Source organism: uncultured Virgibacillus sp., from assembly GCF_947495635.1.
Lineage (GTDB): Bacteria > Bacillota > Bacilli > Bacillales > Amphibacillaceae > Virgibacillus > Virgibacillus salarius.
Genome location: NZ_CANMAB010000002.1, coordinates 54,734 through 69,740, shown reverse-complemented (window position 1 = coordinate 69,740; position 15,007 = coordinate 54,734). Strand labels below are relative to the sequence as shown.

At 36.1% G+C, this 15,007-nt stretch carries 16 protein-coding genes and 1 riboswitch; of the genes, 5 read left to right on the top strand and 11 right to left on the bottom strand.

Annotated features, from left to right (window positions below; all coding sequences use genetic code 11):
* Positions 1 to 47 precede the first annotated feature (47 nt).
* Both Q1A47_RS00960 and Q1A47_RS00955 read right to left on the bottom strand, forming a co-directional pair.
* Positions 48 to 680: a metalloregulator ArsR/SmtB family transcription factor gene (locus Q1A47_RS00960; RefSeq protein WP_051388330.1), complete on the bottom strand. Its 633-nt coding sequence runs from the start codon at positions 678 to 680 to the stop codon at positions 48 to 50.
* A gap of 12 nt (positions 681 to 692) precedes the next feature.
* Positions 693 to 1,133, bottom strand: coding sequence for a DUF86 domain-containing protein (locus tag Q1A47_RS00955; protein WP_026681546.1), 441 nt, complete (start codon positions 1,131 to 1,133; stop codon positions 693 to 695).
* A gap of 113 nt (positions 1,134 to 1,246) precedes the next feature.
* Here Q1A47_RS00955 and Q1A47_RS00950 point away from each other — a divergent pair, with 113 nt between their 5' ends.
* The 3 genes from Q1A47_RS00950 (at position 1,247) to Q1A47_RS00940 (ending at position 3,407) form a co-directional block, all read left to right on the top strand.
* Positions 1,247 to 1,516, top strand: a complete 270-nt coding sequence (locus Q1A47_RS00950; protein ID WP_026681547.1) for an SAV0927 family protein — start codon at positions 1,247 to 1,249, stop codon at positions 1,514 to 1,516.
* A gap of 45 nt (positions 1,517 to 1,561) precedes the next feature.
* A complete protein-coding gene (locus tag Q1A47_RS00945) occupies positions 1,562 to 3,004 on the top strand; it encodes an amidase (protein WP_226983534.1) in 1,443 nt (480 codons plus the stop codon).
* 127 nt (positions 3,005 to 3,131) lie between these two features.
* Positions 3,132 to 3,407, top strand: a complete 276-nt coding sequence (locus Q1A47_RS00940; RefSeq protein WP_026681549.1) for a hypothetical protein — start codon at positions 3,132 to 3,134, stop codon at positions 3,405 to 3,407.
* Positions 3,408 to 3,431: 24 nt separating this feature from the next.
* Here the strand turns inward: Q1A47_RS00940 and Q1A47_RS00935 are convergent, their stop codons facing one another.
* Positions 3,432 to 3,707, bottom strand: coding sequence for a YutD family protein (locus Q1A47_RS00935; protein ID WP_026681550.1), 276 nt, complete (start codon positions 3,705 to 3,707; stop codon positions 3,432 to 3,434).
* Positions 3,708 to 3,836: 129 nt separating this feature from the next.
* On the opposite strand from Q1A47_RS00935, the gene Q1A47_RS00930 reads away from it, so the two are divergent.
* The gene (locus Q1A47_RS00930) at positions 3,837 to 4,403 is read left to right on the top strand and encodes a YhcN/YlaJ family sporulation lipoprotein (RefSeq protein ID WP_026681551.1); all 567 of its coding nucleotides are present in this window, start codon (positions 3,837 to 3,839) and stop codon (positions 4,401 to 4,403) included.
* A gap of 175 nt (positions 4,404 to 4,578) precedes the next feature.
* The gene (locus Q1A47_RS00925) at positions 4,579 to 5,520 is read left to right on the top strand and encodes a M23 family metallopeptidase (protein ID WP_034679153.1); all 942 of its coding nucleotides are present in this window, start codon (positions 4,579 to 4,581) and stop codon (positions 5,518 to 5,520) included.
* A 172-nt stretch (positions 5,521 to 5,692) separates the two neighbouring features.
* Here the strand turns inward: Q1A47_RS00925 and Q1A47_RS00920 are convergent, their stop codons facing one another.
* The 8 genes from Q1A47_RS00920 to Q1A47_RS00885 all read right to left on the bottom strand — a co-directional run bounded on the left by Q1A47_RS00920 (position 5,693) and on the right by Q1A47_RS00885 (position 14,963).
* The gene (locus Q1A47_RS00920) at positions 5,693 to 5,800 is read right to left on the bottom strand and encodes a methionine/alanine import family NSS transporter small subunit (RefSeq protein WP_121605573.1); all 108 of its coding nucleotides are present in this window, start codon (positions 5,798 to 5,800) and stop codon (positions 5,693 to 5,695) included.
* A 2-nt stretch (positions 5,801 to 5,802) separates the two neighbouring features.
* A complete protein-coding gene (locus tag Q1A47_RS00915) occupies positions 5,803 to 7,341 on the bottom strand; it encodes a sodium-dependent transporter (protein WP_026681553.1) in 1,539 nt (512 codons plus the stop codon).
* A gap of 606 nt (positions 7,342 to 7,947) precedes the next feature.
* Positions 7,948 to 9,498 (bottom strand): Na+/H+ antiporter NhaC family protein, encoded by a 1,551-nt coding sequence (locus Q1A47_RS00910; RefSeq protein ID WP_166529781.1) that lies wholly within the window; start codon positions 9,496 to 9,498, stop codon positions 7,948 to 7,950.
* 172 nt (positions 9,499 to 9,670) lie between these two features.
* A riboswitch (Lysine riboswitch) is annotated at positions 9,671 to 9,849 on the bottom strand.
* A 54-nt stretch (positions 9,850 to 9,903) separates the two neighbouring features.
* Entirely contained in the window at positions 9,904 to 10,683 is a 780-nt protein-coding gene (yunB, locus tag Q1A47_RS00905; RefSeq protein ID WP_026681555.1) for a sporulation protein YunB, read from the bottom strand.
* A 60-nt stretch (positions 10,684 to 10,743) separates the two neighbouring features.
* Positions 10,744 to 11,829, bottom strand: coding sequence for an HD-GYP domain-containing protein (locus Q1A47_RS00900; RefSeq protein ID WP_166529780.1), 1,086 nt, complete (start codon positions 11,827 to 11,829; stop codon positions 10,744 to 10,746).
* A 522-nt stretch (positions 11,830 to 12,351) separates the two neighbouring features.
* Positions 12,352 to 12,654, bottom strand: a complete 303-nt coding sequence (locus tag Q1A47_RS00895; RefSeq protein WP_026681557.1) for a YunC family protein — start codon at positions 12,652 to 12,654, stop codon at positions 12,352 to 12,354.
* A gap of 79 nt (positions 12,655 to 12,733) precedes the next feature.
* The gene (locus Q1A47_RS00890; protein ID WP_166529779.1) at positions 12,734 to 14,131 is read right to left on the bottom strand and encodes a bifunctional UDP-sugar hydrolase/5'-nucleotidase; all 1,398 of its coding nucleotides are present in this window, start codon (positions 14,129 to 14,131) and stop codon (positions 12,734 to 12,736) included.
* A 13-nt stretch (positions 14,132 to 14,144) separates the two neighbouring features.
* On the bottom strand, positions 14,145 to 14,963 hold the full coding sequence (locus tag Q1A47_RS00885; protein WP_121605577.1) for a sulfite exporter TauE/SafE family protein: 819 nt from the start codon (positions 14,961 to 14,963) through the stop codon (positions 14,145 to 14,147).
* Positions 14,964 to 15,007: the final 44 nt, after the last annotated feature.

Here is a 15,007-nt window from a genome sequence, read left to right as displayed (position 1 = left end):
TCAGACAACGTCTTCTTTATTCAACTGCAGGAGAAAGATATAGTCCTTCACCTTTCTTCCAACTGCTTTATTGTCCACATACAATAAGGTTTTCCATCAGTAATACATGTATGTGAAATAACTTCACAGGTAGAAAAGATGTCTTGATACATTGCTTTTTCATTTTGACATACTTGTGTATATTTAGAGGATAACGCAGAAATCGGACAATGATAATTTTTCATTTCATAGTGTCCTACATCTACCTTTTTCAATTCTACCATATATCCATTTCCATCTTGAAACTTAGCCATTTCTTTAACCTTACCATCAAAGTCACTGTCACCTACGAAATCCTCTAGCTGATTCCGTTCCCGCAGCATTCTTTGCCAAAGTAAATCATCAACCGCTCTCTTACCTTGAAGATACTCAAGATCCTGAAGCAGCTCTAATGGCAGTTTTTCGTTTTGATTTGGGAATAATCCATGCCCCTTCTCTGTAAGCTCATAAGTAAAATATGGTCTTCCTAGTTTCTGCTTTATACTATTTTTCTTGATAAATCCATCCCGCACTAGAGATTGTATATGCTTTCGAACAGCAATTTCCGAAATCGTAAAAAAAGGCAACATATCTGTTATAGTTACTTCATGTCCTTTTTTTATTAACGTCAATAGCTTTTGCTTCGTAGGTGTTTGTTTCATAACGTATCACCCCTATGATTCATTTGAAAAAGCGTTAGCTACTCCTAGTTCATTATCTAAGTACACTCTTATATGTGCTGAAAATTGTTTATATACATGATAATTAGCTTGAATCGTATGTATTAACTTGTTATGGTCGATGTTTGTATAGTCGGTTACCAACACTTTTCTTAGCTGTATTAATTCTTTATAAGCAGTTTCCTCATCTTTAGGAAGAACCTGTTCATCTAACAAAATATCGATAATATCGTTATAACTACCTGGATCACGCATAATAAATCCATCGATCATCATATTTCCAACATCTAATGTACATTCTATTACTATATGTACAGCTCTTTCCAAACTTAATTTATCGATTAACGTTTCTGGAGCGTTCATTTTCAATACATTGATGACCTGGTCCATGTATTGAAGCGTCTGCTGAATCTTACTCCTATCTACAAAATACATGTAACAACCCCCCCATTATGAATTACAATCTTATCATACCATATATTATAGGATTATTGAGCAAAACATGATATAGTTAAGGAAAATGTCAATATTCGGAAAAGAGGGATATGATGGGAAGTAAGTATGAATTAATTAAAGATGAAACTGTTACAAAAGAAGTGCGTTATATAAGTTTCATGGGAAAGTTACAGCGTTATGATTTTGCTTTTTTAAAGAATGATGATGATCCAAGCAAAACCACCATTATCAATTTGCGTAAAAATCGATTTACAGTAGTAGGAAAAGAGGATTTAAACGATCCAGGAAAGATAGAGCATATCTTCCATGAGACAGCTATGGAAGCTGATGAAATTCGGAACTTCCTACATGAAGTTCTTTAATTACAGCAAATTTCATGCATAATTTAAATACGAGGAGAATGAAGGATGATGGGAACTGTGATCTCTTCCAACAAGGAAGATATACTTAATTTAGATGTTACAGCTATATCCCATGCTATTAAAGAAAGACAGTTTTCAGTGTTAGAAATCGTTAGTGTTTATATAGAAAAACAAAAACAAATAAATCCGATTATTAATGCAGTAGTAGAAAATCGGTACGTTGAAGCGCTACAACAAGCAAAAGAGCTGGATATGTTTTTAAAAAATAATGAGCCATTATCCCCTCTATTTGGTGTCCCAATAAGTGTAAAAGAATCCATTCATGTCAAAGGTATGAAAACGACTGGTGGACTAGAACATAGAAAAGACTTAATTTCTAGAAAAGACGCAGTAGTTATATCGAAATTACAGGAAGCTGGAATGATTATCTTAAGTAAGACAAATACACCTGCCTTATGTTTTTGTCAGGAAACAGATAATCGACTATATGGTCGTACCAACAATCCTTGGGATATCAATAGGACCTGTGGAGGCTCAAGTGGAGGTGAAGGAGCCCTGTTAGCAGCAGGAGGTGCTCTTGCAGGAATTGGCTCTGACATTGGTGGTTCCATTCGATTTCCCAGTCACTTCAATGGCGTTATTGGTTTTAAGCCCGGTTTTAAACAGGTTTCAGCTCATGGGCATTTTCCAGCTGTTACAAATGATATCCAAAATAGAATGTTAAGCATTGGACCAATGGGTAAATCCGTTCGGGATATGGAACTTATCTATTCAAGCATCTCCGAAAATGAAATAGATGATTGCTCTCTAAAGAATTTTAAGATAGAAATTTTACCTAGTAATATGGAACAACCATTAAATGAAGTAACGAAAAGACTGTTAGACGATATTGAAAAAGTACTAACAAGATCGTTTTCTACTTTTCGACGCATTCCTCCAATGTATCATAACTGCGCTACATTATGGCAAGAAATGCTCTCAAGTAATGGCAGTGAATTAATTGAAAAAGCTGCATTTAACAATGACAGGTCTTTTCTCTTGAAATCTTTTCTTAAAGAAAAACTAACGCAACGCTCTAAGATTCATCCGTATCTGTCGAAAGCAATTTTTGGAGCAAAGCTTTTTAAACCATCGATTAGCCGCATTCGAGAGATGGAAGAGACGATTTTACAGGGAGACAAGATTCTGGGAGCGTATTTACAAAATAGGCTACTCATTTTTCCAATTTATCATACGGGAGCATTAAAGCATGGAAAAGTCTATCGACAAATATTCTCCATGCGGCGAACATTTCTCACTTACATGCCTTATGTAGCCTATGCAAATGTTTGGGGATTACCTGCATTGACCGTACCGGTAGGAAATGATGAAAATAATATGCCAATTGCTGTTCAAATAATAAGTAAATCAGGAAATGAGGATGCAATTTTTCGATTAGGAAAAATGCTTGAAAAAAAATACAGAGGCTATAAACGTTGTGAGCTTTAATCCCTAGCATCATTTCATACGAACTGCCTTTATTTTCTACCCATACAACTCACTATATAGTCAAAACTAATACCAACACCTTTACATTAGTTGTTGGTATTTTGTGTGAAAAGGATGTGTTTAGTTGATGGCAAAAGAAAAAAAGAAGACATATTCAAACTTTACTAATGTGGAAAGTATGCACGACAAGTTAATTCCTGAGGAATTCCCAGAAGGATCTTTTGGTTCTCCAATGAATGAATATGCTCTAGTGGAAGGTAAATCGACTCCTTGGGAAAAAGGACAACGACGGGATAGTGCTTTTGTTTACCCTGATAGAGAACGTCATAAGGACTTACCTAGACAGGCTGATGGCTCACATGACCCACATAATAATCCTGATGGCGATTTTGGAAAAGAGTAGTAGCAACATCGAGCTACTGCTTTTTTATGTAGCAATTTTTTGAAGGACAAAATAAGCACATCCAAAATTACAGTATTCATATAAATAGTCATCTAAGGCACTTATCTTATTGTCAACAGGTGCTTTTTGGTTTTGATCTGCATAAAAGCCTTTTAATCTTAACTGGTCATAACCCCAGTCACCAACAATAAAATCATACTTAGCTAATATATCTGAGTACCGTTCTTTTAACATATCCTCACTAAATCCATTTTTATGATTTTCCACAAGCTCGTATTTTTTCCCTTGCAACTCTATCATATAAATCCCCCCATATATCGTGTCTACAGTTTATCATCTTTTCGAAAAACCCTCCAGAAATAAAATAGTATGATTTTCAACTCAAATTGCAAACTAATGATGAAAAGATATTTTGAATGGAGGATAGCAATGAAAACAAGAACACTTATACCAATCGGCCTGACTTCTTTGCTACTCATTACTGGTTGTGCAAATAATAACAATGCTATTGATGAAAGAGACCAAATACGGAATGAATTAGATCCCAATCAAGAGTTACGAGCTCCGGCAGAAGATGGTGCTGATGATAAACTTGGCTATGTGCGTTATACGAAAGAACAAATGGAAAATAATACAGAAAAAAATCATTCCGTAAGTATTGACCGTACTGAAATGGCGAATATGATTACGCGAATTATGTTGCGTGGTGATGCTTTCGATGAAGTCGCAACACTTGTAACGGACGAAGAAGTGTTAATTGCTTACCAAAAATCTGGCCGTTATGATCAGGATAGAACAGCGGATATGGCAAAGCGTACGGCAATGTCAGTTATGCCTAGATACTTTAAAGTATATGTCTCGGACAATACAAGTTTAATTAATGATATCCACAGTTTGCATAATCTAAGTACAACAGAAGGTGATTATGATAATACAATTCAGAGCATTATTAAAGAAATGAAAAAATCACCTCAAGGTAGTAATAAAGGTATGTAATCAAAAACAGAAAGGAACTGATTGGAATTCCAATTAGTCCCTTTTATTTTATTGTATAATCAGAACTACTTTGACAAAAAATACAGAACATCAGCTACTTGTAACGTTATTAAGTAAAGAAAATATGCGTGTAAGGTAAGGGTGAAACATTTTGTATGCAAAACGTTTTTTTTTCATGATCATAATTCTATTTTCGATTTTTCCGCATACATTTGCACATGCAGAAGAGAAAACGATTTATGATAAAAGAATGGCATTATTCAAAAAAACAGAAGCTTTAAGTCAAATTCCTTGGTACTATTTCGCAGCAATTGATAATTACGAGCGCAACAAAAAACAGGATTCAGATGATGAGAAAGTTATCTCTATTGAGGTGCCACCTGAATTATGGTATGGATTAGGAAATTCTTCTATGATCAAGGATGAACGATTAATCGTCTTTTTCAATGGAAAGGGTAAAGATGGCGATGGTGATCAAAAAGCCGATCCGAGAAATTCGGAAGATATTCTTCATACGATGGCAAATTATTTACTTGAATACGGTCAAACGAAGGATGATATAAAGATTGCATTATGGAATTATTATAAGCGGGATTTATCCGTACAGACGATAATGAACACTGCAAAGGTGTTTAAGGAATTTCAAGATATTAATTTAACGGATAGGGATTTTCCTGTTTCTATAGCTCACAATTATAGTTATAGAAGCACATGGGGTGACCGAAGAGGATTTGGCGGATTACGAATTCATGAAGGTACCGATATTTTTGCAAATTATGGAACACCTGTAAAATCAACAACATATGGTGTTATAGAAATGATGGGCTGGAATCTCTATGGAGGATGGAGAATCGGTATTCGTGATATTTATAATATTTATCATTATTATGGACATATGAACGGTTACGATGATGATATTAAGGTTGGTCAAGTTGTTAAGCCTGGAGATATACTGGGGAGTGTTGGTTCGACAGGTTATGGACCGCCGGGAACATCTGGAAAATTCCCTCCACATTTACATTATGGTATGTACAAAGATAACGGCAAAAGCGAATGGTCCTTTGATCCATACCCTTATTTACGTAAATGGGAACGAATTGCGAAACAAAAAGATTAACAAGATAGTCAATTTAAACTTATATGACTTCTTCGCCTAGACTGGATAGAAAATAAATAATAAATTGAAGCGTTCAAAGGTCTGTTAGAATCGAAAAGGCTTCCCTTCACCTAGCTATAGCAACTAGAGAAGGGAAGTCTTTCTGCTACAAATTCGATAAAAAGGTCACTTCTTATTTTACTTCTTTTGATTTCTTCACAGCATACATAACACTTGCAGCTAATCCTCCCCAAATAATTACCATACTAAGAATCATCACTAAAATGACACTGCCAGTCATAGTTATTTGGCCTCCCTCTCCTCTGAATGCTCACTAACACCTTTAGCTTCGGACCTCCACTTAGTAGCAGCCATGACAATACCGATAATAAGGGCTGCTGCTGCAACAAACCAACCTCCAAATACGATAAATATATCTGCATATCCTTCATAATTTCCAGTTTCTGTGTCAAATTGCTTCATTAGGTTTAGTCGGAATAAATCGAACATCATATACCCCAATACTAGAGGTGTAATAACATTTAGACTTAGCGACCACCACCAACCTAGGCGAATATCAGAAATAGCATTGGCATGTGTTTTTAGATCCTTTACTTTACGAAGAATCCATGCAATAAGCACTACTTCAACAAGTCCTATAAGCGCTACTCCAAATTGATTAATAAAGTAGTCAGCTGCATCCAAGAAGAACAGACCACCTTGAGTCGCAAATAAAAGTGAAATAATTGCGGCTATTCCACCTCCAAATAAAACTGCCTTTGATCTGGATATTTTGAATTTATCTGTTAAACCAGCAACATATGTCTCTGTAATTGACATCAATGAAGTTAATCCAGCAAGTACCAATGAAGCGAAAAACAAAAAGCCAAATAATCCATTCAGTCCTGGGAATTCATTAATTATCGCCGGAAAAACTACGAAGGCAAGACCAACTCCTCCTGAGACTACTTCCTCTACCCCTACACCGGATTGAGCTGCCATAAATCCAAGAGCAGAAAACACCCCAATACCAGCTAGTAACTCAAAGCTTGAATTACCAAATCCTGTAATAAAGGCATTGTTGGTAATATCCGATTTCTTAGGTAAGTAGCTTGAATATGTGATCATAATAGCGAAGGCAATCGATAAACTAAAAAATATTTGCCCATATGCTGCCACCCATACTTCTCCATCTAATATTTTACTGAAGTCTGGAGAAAAAAATGTTTGCAATCCGTCCATAGCTCCGTCTAATGTAATTGCTCGAATAACAATAATAAGGAAAATAATAACTAAAGCGGGAATAAAGATGCGGTTTGCAATTTCTATTCCTCTCTTAACTCCTTTAAATAAAATACCTAGAACTACAACCCAAACGATAATTAATGGAATAAGTACACCTGGTACAAGACTTCCTATTTGTCCTGGTTCTACGGTACGATGTAAAAAGTCATTCATTAAAAACCCTTCCGTATCTGCTCCCCAGCTTAAATTAATTGAGAAAACAGAATAGGATATTGCCCAGGCAATAATAACAGAATAGTACGTAGAGATAACAAACGATACGAGCACTGCCCACCAGCCAATAAATTCTGTCTTTTTATTTATTCGCTTATACGTAAGCGGTGCAGAACCACGATATTTATGTCCCATCGTAAATTCCATAATCAAAATAGGAATACCGGCGGTTAGTAGTGCGAACAGATAAGGGATAAAAAAGGCTCCTCCACCATTCTCATAAGCGACAGCTGGAAAACGCCAAATATTTCCTAGTCCAACCGCTGAACCCACAGCAGCCATAATAAACCCTGCTCTTGTCCCCCATTGTGAACGAGTTTCCATTACAATACCTCCCCCTCTTCCTTACCAAAATAGTTGGTTTAAGGAATGTTTTTAAAGTTTTATTTTTTCAGATATTTCTGTTTGTATTATAACGGTACTTTTATACTATGTCAAAGAATTATTTGAATTTCAAGATATTTCTAATTTTAATTAACAAAAAAACAGCATATATAGTTATTAGATATTTTTAAACAATTATTATAGGCTTTTAGATTAGGTTATTCGTTACTTCTCCAGAAGAAAAAATACTCGATTCCTCATCGTAACACTAGAGATTCTTCGGGTATTTGTACAAAGCTTCTAGCTACATTCCCTCCACACAGAACAAAGACTTCATTTCGTAGCTTTAAAAGTTGGACAATATTTTTTCTACTATATAAAAATACTGCCGAGAAAAAATTCCCGACAGCTTGGATTTTAGCTTAAAGTTTTTATTTCCACAGAATACCATCGCCATGTTATAAGATAAACTGACTACAACAAGCGAAGTTTTCTATTGTAAGCACCGTAAGAGTATAACCTATTGGTCTCTATTCTAAACCGGCGATTTTACTGTATGTTACATGCCCGATACATAATCATTCGTAGCATAACACCGATCTCGTATTATGACTTTGTGTTCGATAAAAAGTGCAGGATTAATGCAATAGCTAAGACGATAACAAGTGTAGCAATTAAAGGAAATACGACTTGATTGGTGAAACCAATTATAAGATAGCCAATTCCAGCTGAAACAGCTGCCAAAATCGCATATGGCAATTGAGTCAAGACATGATCAATATGATTTGCACCAGCACCCGTTGAAGATAGAATTGTCGTATCCGATATTGGTGTACAATGATCACCAAAAACAGAACCAGCAAGCACTGCAGCCATAGAAGGTAATAACATAGAAATATCTGTAATTACTGTCACCTCAGCTGCGATCGGAAGCATGATACCGAATGTCCCCCAGGATGTGCCTGTAGCTAAGGCCATAAATCCTGCAATCAAGAAGAATAACAACGGTAACCATGCCGGACTAATCGAAGCATTATCTACAATTTGTGCTAAATACTCCCCTGTTTTTAATGTTCCTATCACTGAACCAATTGTCCAGGCCAATAATAGTATATAAATAGCAGGAAGCATTGTTTTCAAACCTTCTACAATAATTTTTCCTGCGTTGCTTTTCGGTTTCCTTTGTAATCCATGAAAAACAAATGATGTTAAAACAGCGATTGTACCACCAATAAATAGCGATAGATTAACATTCGTATTTGCAAAAATGGATATAATGCTAACATTACCATCGCTTGCATTTGCACCTGTAACAAGCATGGATACCACAGTAGCAAGAATCAAAACACCAATTGGGACAAGAAGATGATAGATTTTCCCATCTGTATGTGCTGCAAACGTATCGGTTAAATCTCCCGGTACTCTATCCTGCTTAGGATTTAGTAATTCTCCTGTCTGAATTGCCCTTTGCTCATGTGCTTTCATCGGGCCAATATCCATCTTTAAGTAGGCTACTAAAAACACAAGTAGTATGGCTCCTAATGCATATAAATTATATGGGATCATTTTAATAAACGCCTCTAAAGGTCCTATATCTGTGATGCCATTTGCTACAAATAAGCCACTGATAATACCAATGATATATGCTCCCCAGCTCGATATCGGTGATATTACCGTAACTGGTGCCGAAGTTGAATCAATAATATAGGCTAGCTTTGCTCGTGAAATCTTATGTCGATCTGTTAAGGGTCTTGCTATTTGCCCTACAGCCAAGCTGTTAAAATAATCATCAATAAAAATGATAATACCTAGCACCGCACTCATTGCTTGCGCACCGACTCTTGTTTTTACACGTTTGATCATCCATTCACCGAAGGCTCGACTCCCACCTGAAGCTTGGAGAAAAGCTGTCATTATTCCTAATAAAAGTAAAAATCCTAATAACAGAAGGTTACCTGTATTTAGCGAGCCTTCCGATATAAATATAGTATAAATAATAATTCCTATTTCCTTTAGGGAATCCCATATTGAAAAATCATGAATGAGAAGTGCTCCTGCTACAATCCCAGTTCCTAAAGATAATAATACATTTCTCGTTACTAATACCAATACGAGCATTAATATTGCAGGAATAAGGGAAAAAATTGTTCCTTCCATTGTTGTAACCTCCACTATGATTGTTTGCAATAATGAAAGAAAACATACTGTTCAAGAAAATGGGATACGTGGAAAACGGGGCTGCGTCAGAGAATGGGGGCTCTGTAAACACAAAAAGACAATGATAGAAAATAACCTACCATTGCCTTTACAATATACGTTATCCTCCATTTCGATCAGTAGTTCTCCATGCACATTGCTTCTTGCATGACAGTATACTTCTTATTCAAAAGCACACCAGCAATAATAAGGAAGACACTTATTATGCTTCGGCAATACATCCTTTCATCAATCATCATCGTTGTCATCCTCCGACTGATTAATCATATCCATTGCACCTCTACCTCACCGATCTGATAAGGTTTAAATATTCAACTAGCTAATAATAATTATTATAACAAGTACTTAATCAATATTCAAGTCATCCTTGGGAACGGCTATGTTTGGACCACTACTTCCTTCTCCACCACCAAAAAATTCTGGAACATCACCCATAAGTACCCTTGAGTCAACATATACCTTCGTTGTAATTTCCGCAGGCTCGGTCGTAAATGGTACGACAATCTGTGCATTAACGGTAACCGGTATATAAATTTCAAACAATGCAGCATTAATACCAAATTCTTTCATTTCGTATTTTATATCTGATTGAATACTGCCAACAATTTCAAAATGAACAGGGACTTTGGGTCCTAAATTAGCTAAAATAGTACTTCCGGTCACTTGACCGATGGGAATCTCGACTACCGTTGGATCTTTGTCAGCAAGTTCATTTGCTGAATCTCCGTAATCCTTTGGTTCCATATCTGGATCATCCGTATTTAACATTTCTCCTTTGTTCATTCCGTATAAAAAGTATTCCGCTCTAATGGTAGCAGCTCGCAATGCTCTGCTCACTGCTGAAGCATTCCAACCAACAATGGTAGGATATCCATTTTCATCTTTACTAACGTCCATTAAGTCTTCAAAGCTTATGTTTTCCGTTGACTTCACAGCTTCATTAATCGTTCTAGTCGCGAATTCAACTGTCTTCCTTTTGGCTATCTCCATCAGTGGAGGAGTTATCCCTTTATCTACTATTAGAATACTAAGGGAGGTTAATATGACAAATGTAATTGAAGTCATTAAAAAAATCGCCTTAGCTGGAGAAGTTGCTTTTATCTTTAATCCTGATCGTCTACCCATCTAAAAACCCCCTTGCAACAAACATATGCTTGTTCCAAGAAGGTTAGAATGTAAAAAATCTCAATCTATTTTGCATGAGAAAACCACCACATTTAGTACGTTAGCTAAATTAACATCATATGGTTTAGCTAATTTTCTCCCTTGCTCCTTGTTAATTCGAATAATTGGTCTGTCGCAAACATGCGGATTTTGTTTTACAACAATACCTTGTCTCCCATCATTTAGATCAACCATAATACCATTTGGATAAACAACAATAGAACTCTTTAACGCTTCAATCATTTCTCTATCATATAATTGTCCAGATCCGGCATATAAGATTTCTAAACCTTCGTGAGGAAGCATGGCATCACGATATACACGATTACTTGTAACTGCGTCGAACACATCTGCAATCCCTATTAATTTTGCATATTTGTGTATCGATTCAGAAGTTATTCCAAGTGGATAGCCTGATCCATCCAACCGTTCATGATGCTGTAAGGCACAAAGTGATACAACAAAAGGTACACTATCCTGACCTACAAGAAAACGGTATCCCGTTCTTGTATGGTTTTGAATAATTTTAAATTCTTCTTCTGTTAATTTTCCTGGTTTTTGTAATATATCTGGGTTAATAAACAGCTTTCCAACATCGTGCAGCATTGCTGCCATCCCTATTTCTTCTAATTGCTTATTAGATAGCTTTAACTTAACACCAATAGCCAGTGCATAAATGGCTACATTTAAAGAGTGTTGAAATATATAATTATCCGATACAATCATATCGGTTAATAATGATAATGACTGTTCGTTTTGTTGCAACTCATTCGTGATTTGCTGAACAATCACTGAAAGTTCCGATCCTTTTTGATCAAGGATATAAGATCGGTTTGTCAATCCATTATGCTGTAGGGAAAGAAATACTTCCTTAATCGTTTCTGAAGCCTCTCGTCTGAGTGATTTTGAAATGGTCGGCATTGCCGCTATATCCTTCATTTCTTCATCCTCAATATAAATGTATGTAATCCCGTGCTTTACTAGTCTATCAAGAAACTGCTTTGTTAAGGCAACACCTTTATTTACCAGAATGACGCCACTTTCATTATATATTGTTTTTGCTAGAATAGCGCCTGGTTCTATTGATCTTGTATTAGCAAGTCTCATTATGTTCTCCTAACACACATATATAGTTATTTACACCCATTCAATTACATAAATCCACTTATTTTAACATAAATCTAATCAAATAGTACCAGAACATACGTGAAATATCTATACCTATTCCTTTATAAATCTATGATTCTTAAGAAACGTATTCATCATTATATGGTAGGTCGTAGGATGTAAAAAAGTGTCTGGTACGAAACGAAAATAGTTAGTCCAAAAGCCGAACGATAAAACAAAATGTTACTACATGGCGCAGTCAAAATCCGTAGGCGCTTTGAAAACAGAGCGTTTTTTCTGTGTACGATGTATCGCTACCGACTCTTCCATATCCTGTGGGAACAGCGCAAGCTTAAGACCCCGCGCAGCAAAACGCTCTTTGCTATCCAAGGAAGCTGAAGCCATGTCCGCAAAAAGCGTAATATTTTGCTGGAGCGGTGAGCACGAGTAAACAAATAATCTGAACTGATTCGTTCGGATTACGATGTGAATAAAGTAATAATTTTTTCCCTGTCTCGACAGCTAAGAGATTCGGATCAATGCATCTTTCCCTATCATTCCTTCTTCCCAACCATATTGCTTGGATGCATCTGTTATTTTTTGTAACGGTGCATGCAAAAGCTCATCAATTGTCCGAACACCTACCGCACGACCAGCTACTACCTTTCGATCTGCTAATTTTTCATTTAATATATCCACATCTAGAGCTGCACACATGATATAACCGACTTCATTCGAAATAATTAACAAGTTCGTTTTTGGTAATTCTACAACGATAGCCGTAAAAAAGATTCCATCTACTTCTAGCGGGTTTACTGTAATCATAAACGTGTATGGCCTCCTTCATTCTCTTCTTCATATCTATATGCAAATGAAGGGCCTATTGTCACAAAAGCCTAAACGCTTAATCCTTAAATCCTTCTTTTAATGTATAAACTAATATATCTCTTAAGAATTCTGGTAAATAATATTGTTTGATTTCTGATTTAGCAACTTCAGGTAACAGCCTGCCAAATGTAAACGTATCCGCAGTAGCAACCGTATACGTTTTTTCTGGATCTAATGGATAAGACCCTAAAAATGCCTGTTTTACAAAGTACTCCCCATTTTTTAACTCCTCCATATCCATTTCAAGTCCAGCAAACGCCATTTTACCTAATACTTTTCCGCGAAAACCAAAACCCTTTAATTGTAATTGCATAAATTCTTTTGTTTGTGATGCTCTTATTACCTCCAGTAATTCGTCACCATTCAACTCTACGACACATGTATTTATCGGATGCGGACAAATGCGATGTACATCACCATAAGTCACTTTACCAGCAGGTAAACCTTCTAATAGGAGTCCAGCATTTAGCATGGCGCAATCTGCCTCTGTTTGTTTCTTAATAGATTCTGTTAAAGCCTGCAATATTGGCGTTGACTGAAACCAATTTACCTCTAAAGGATATGCTAATTCTATAATCGGTTTAGCAAGAATGGTAGTAGCTTGTTTAGATAATTGCTCTATTCTTCGTTCTGTAGTTTTATCTTTTGGTAAATGAGTTATATTCAACGCGTATGCCTCTTTACGACTCAGTTTATGCTCATCATGGTCCCAAGTTAGAATAACTTCTCCTACATAATGACAATGTTTTCCGGCAGCAGTTATTAATGTATTATTAACATACTCGCCATTACGCAACAGATGATGTGTATGTCCGCCGATGATAACATCAATATCAGGGAAGTTTTTGGCAATTTCTTGATCCTCACTATACCCTAAATGCGATAGCAGAACGACAATGTCTGCCTGTTTTTTCACATTATCAATCACCTGTTGTAACTGTTCAAATGGAGGTGATACATACCAATCTAGTAACTGATAAAAGGCATTAAATGGTGCCGTTAAACCGATAACTCCTATATTTACTCCATGAGCGGATTGTAGAATCGTACTCTGTTGCAGCCACGCTGGTTCTATTTGATCGCTACTATGTAAGTTGGCACATACTATTTCAAAATCAGCTTCATCATAAAGATGGAAAAGATCCTGATGCGATAACGTAATACCTTCATTGTTACCTAACGTAACGACATCATACCCTGCTTCATTCATAAGTTGAACATTTGCTTTTCCCATAAAGGCATCTGATATAGGGTGAACTCGGTCTACATGATCACCAATATCAACTGCCCAACAAGAACAGCCTAATTTACGTCGACTATCCCTTGTCTCTTTAAGATATCCTGTAACACGAGACCATTGATCAAAATTGCTATGTAAATCATTCGTATAATAAAAATAGATATTCTCTTTCATTATGTTATGCTCCTTATGATAGCCCTTGAGAAATCATGCGAATCCCAATAATGATTAATACAATTCGTAATATCCATTCTAGTGTTTTGCCTGTTAGAAGTTGGTTAACCCAAGCACCTAATTTTCCACCAATCCATGCACCAGGAATAAACAAGAAAACATACTGCCATTCAATATGCCCTAAAGCAATATGTGTTCCAGCTCCAATAATGCTAATAAAGAAGATCATAAACATCGAGGTAGCAGTAGCAATATGCGCCGGTATCCCAAATAATAATATCATCGCAGGCACCATAATGGATCCACCGCCAATACCAAATAACCCAGACAAAGCTCCTACTATTAATGATAGTACAAAAGCTACCCATTTAGACACCGTATATTGATATGTTATTCCATTTAATTCGAATGTCCTTATCTCACTTATGTTATTACTTATCTGCTTTGTTGGCTCTTTTCGCTTAATAAAGAAAAGGAGCGAAATGACAATTGTAATACATCCAAAGTAGAGTAGAAATTGATCACCATCAATAAATTGATTTAACCAAGACCCTATCATGCCGCCAGGTAAACTACCAGATAAAAACAGTAGACCTGTTTTATAATCAACACGTCCACGCTTGTAATAAGCAATAGTTGATGACATGGCGGTAAAAACCATAGAGACTAATGATATTCCAACAATAGCTTGAGGGGTTGCCCAAGAAAATGCATCGGAAAGCTGGTTTAAAAATAATAGGCTTGGAATAAGAATAATTCCACCGCCTAGCCCCATTAAACCACCTACAAAAGCTGTCAAAATTCCTATAAGTATACAAATAACAAAGACCAATCAATATCCCTTCCATCCAACCATTTTTTCTGTCTTATTCAATA

Excerpts from the sequence above, each read along its gene's own strand:
- Q1A47_RS00895 (WP_026681557.1), bottom strand. The coding sequence starts at position 12,654 with ATGATTACAGTAAACCCGCTAGAAGTAGATGGAATCTTTTTTACGGCT.
- Q1A47_RS00925 (WP_034679153.1), top strand. The coding sequence starts at position 4,579 with ATGATCATAATTCTATTTTCGATTTTTCCGCATACATTTGCACATGCA.
- Q1A47_RS00960 (WP_051388330.1), bottom strand. The coding sequence starts at position 680 with ATGAAACAAACACCTACGAAGCAAAAGCTATTGACGTTAATAAAAAAA.
- Q1A47_RS00910 (WP_166529781.1), bottom strand. The coding sequence starts at position 9,498 with ATGGAAGGAACAATTTTTTCCCTTATTCCTGCAATATTAATGCTCGTA.
- Q1A47_RS00955 (WP_026681546.1), bottom strand. The coding sequence starts at position 1,133 with ATGTATTTTGTAGATAGGAGTAAGATTCAGCAGACGCTTCAATACATG.
- yunB (WP_026681555.1), bottom strand. The coding sequence starts at position 10,683 with ATGGGTAGACGATCAGGATTAAAGATAAAAGCAACTTCTCCAGCTAAG.
- Q1A47_RS00930 (WP_026681551.1), top strand. The coding sequence starts at position 3,837 with ATGAAAACAAGAACACTTATACCAATCGGCCTGACTTCTTTGCTACTC.
- Q1A47_RS00915 (WP_026681553.1), bottom strand. The coding sequence starts at position 7,341 with ATGGAAACTCGTTCACAATGGGGGACAAGAGCAGGGTTTATTATGGCT.
- Q1A47_RS00900 (WP_166529780.1), bottom strand. The coding sequence starts at position 11,829 with ATGAGACTTGCTAATACAAGATCAATAGAACCAGGCGCTATTCTAGCA.
- Q1A47_RS00890 (WP_166529779.1), bottom strand. The coding sequence starts at position 14,131 with ATGAAAGAGAATATCTATTTTTATTATACGAATGATTTACATAGCAAT.
- Q1A47_RS00935 (WP_026681550.1), bottom strand. The coding sequence starts at position 3,707 with ATGATAGAGTTGCAAGGGAAAAAATACGAGCTTGTGGAAAATCATAAA.
- Q1A47_RS00945 (WP_226983534.1), top strand. The coding sequence starts at position 1,562 with ATGATGGGAACTGTGATCTCTTCCAACAAGGAAGATATACTTAATTTA.
- Q1A47_RS00950 (WP_026681547.1), top strand. The coding sequence starts at position 1,247 with ATGGGAAGTAAGTATGAATTAATTAAAGATGAAACTGTTACAAAAGAA.
- Q1A47_RS00940 (WP_026681549.1), top strand. The coding sequence starts at position 3,132 with ATGGCAAAAGAAAAAAAGAAGACATATTCAAACTTTACTAATGTGGAA.
- Q1A47_RS00920 (WP_121605573.1), bottom strand. The coding sequence starts at position 5,800 with ATGACTGGCAGTGTCATTTTAGTGATGATTCTTAGTATGGTAATTATT.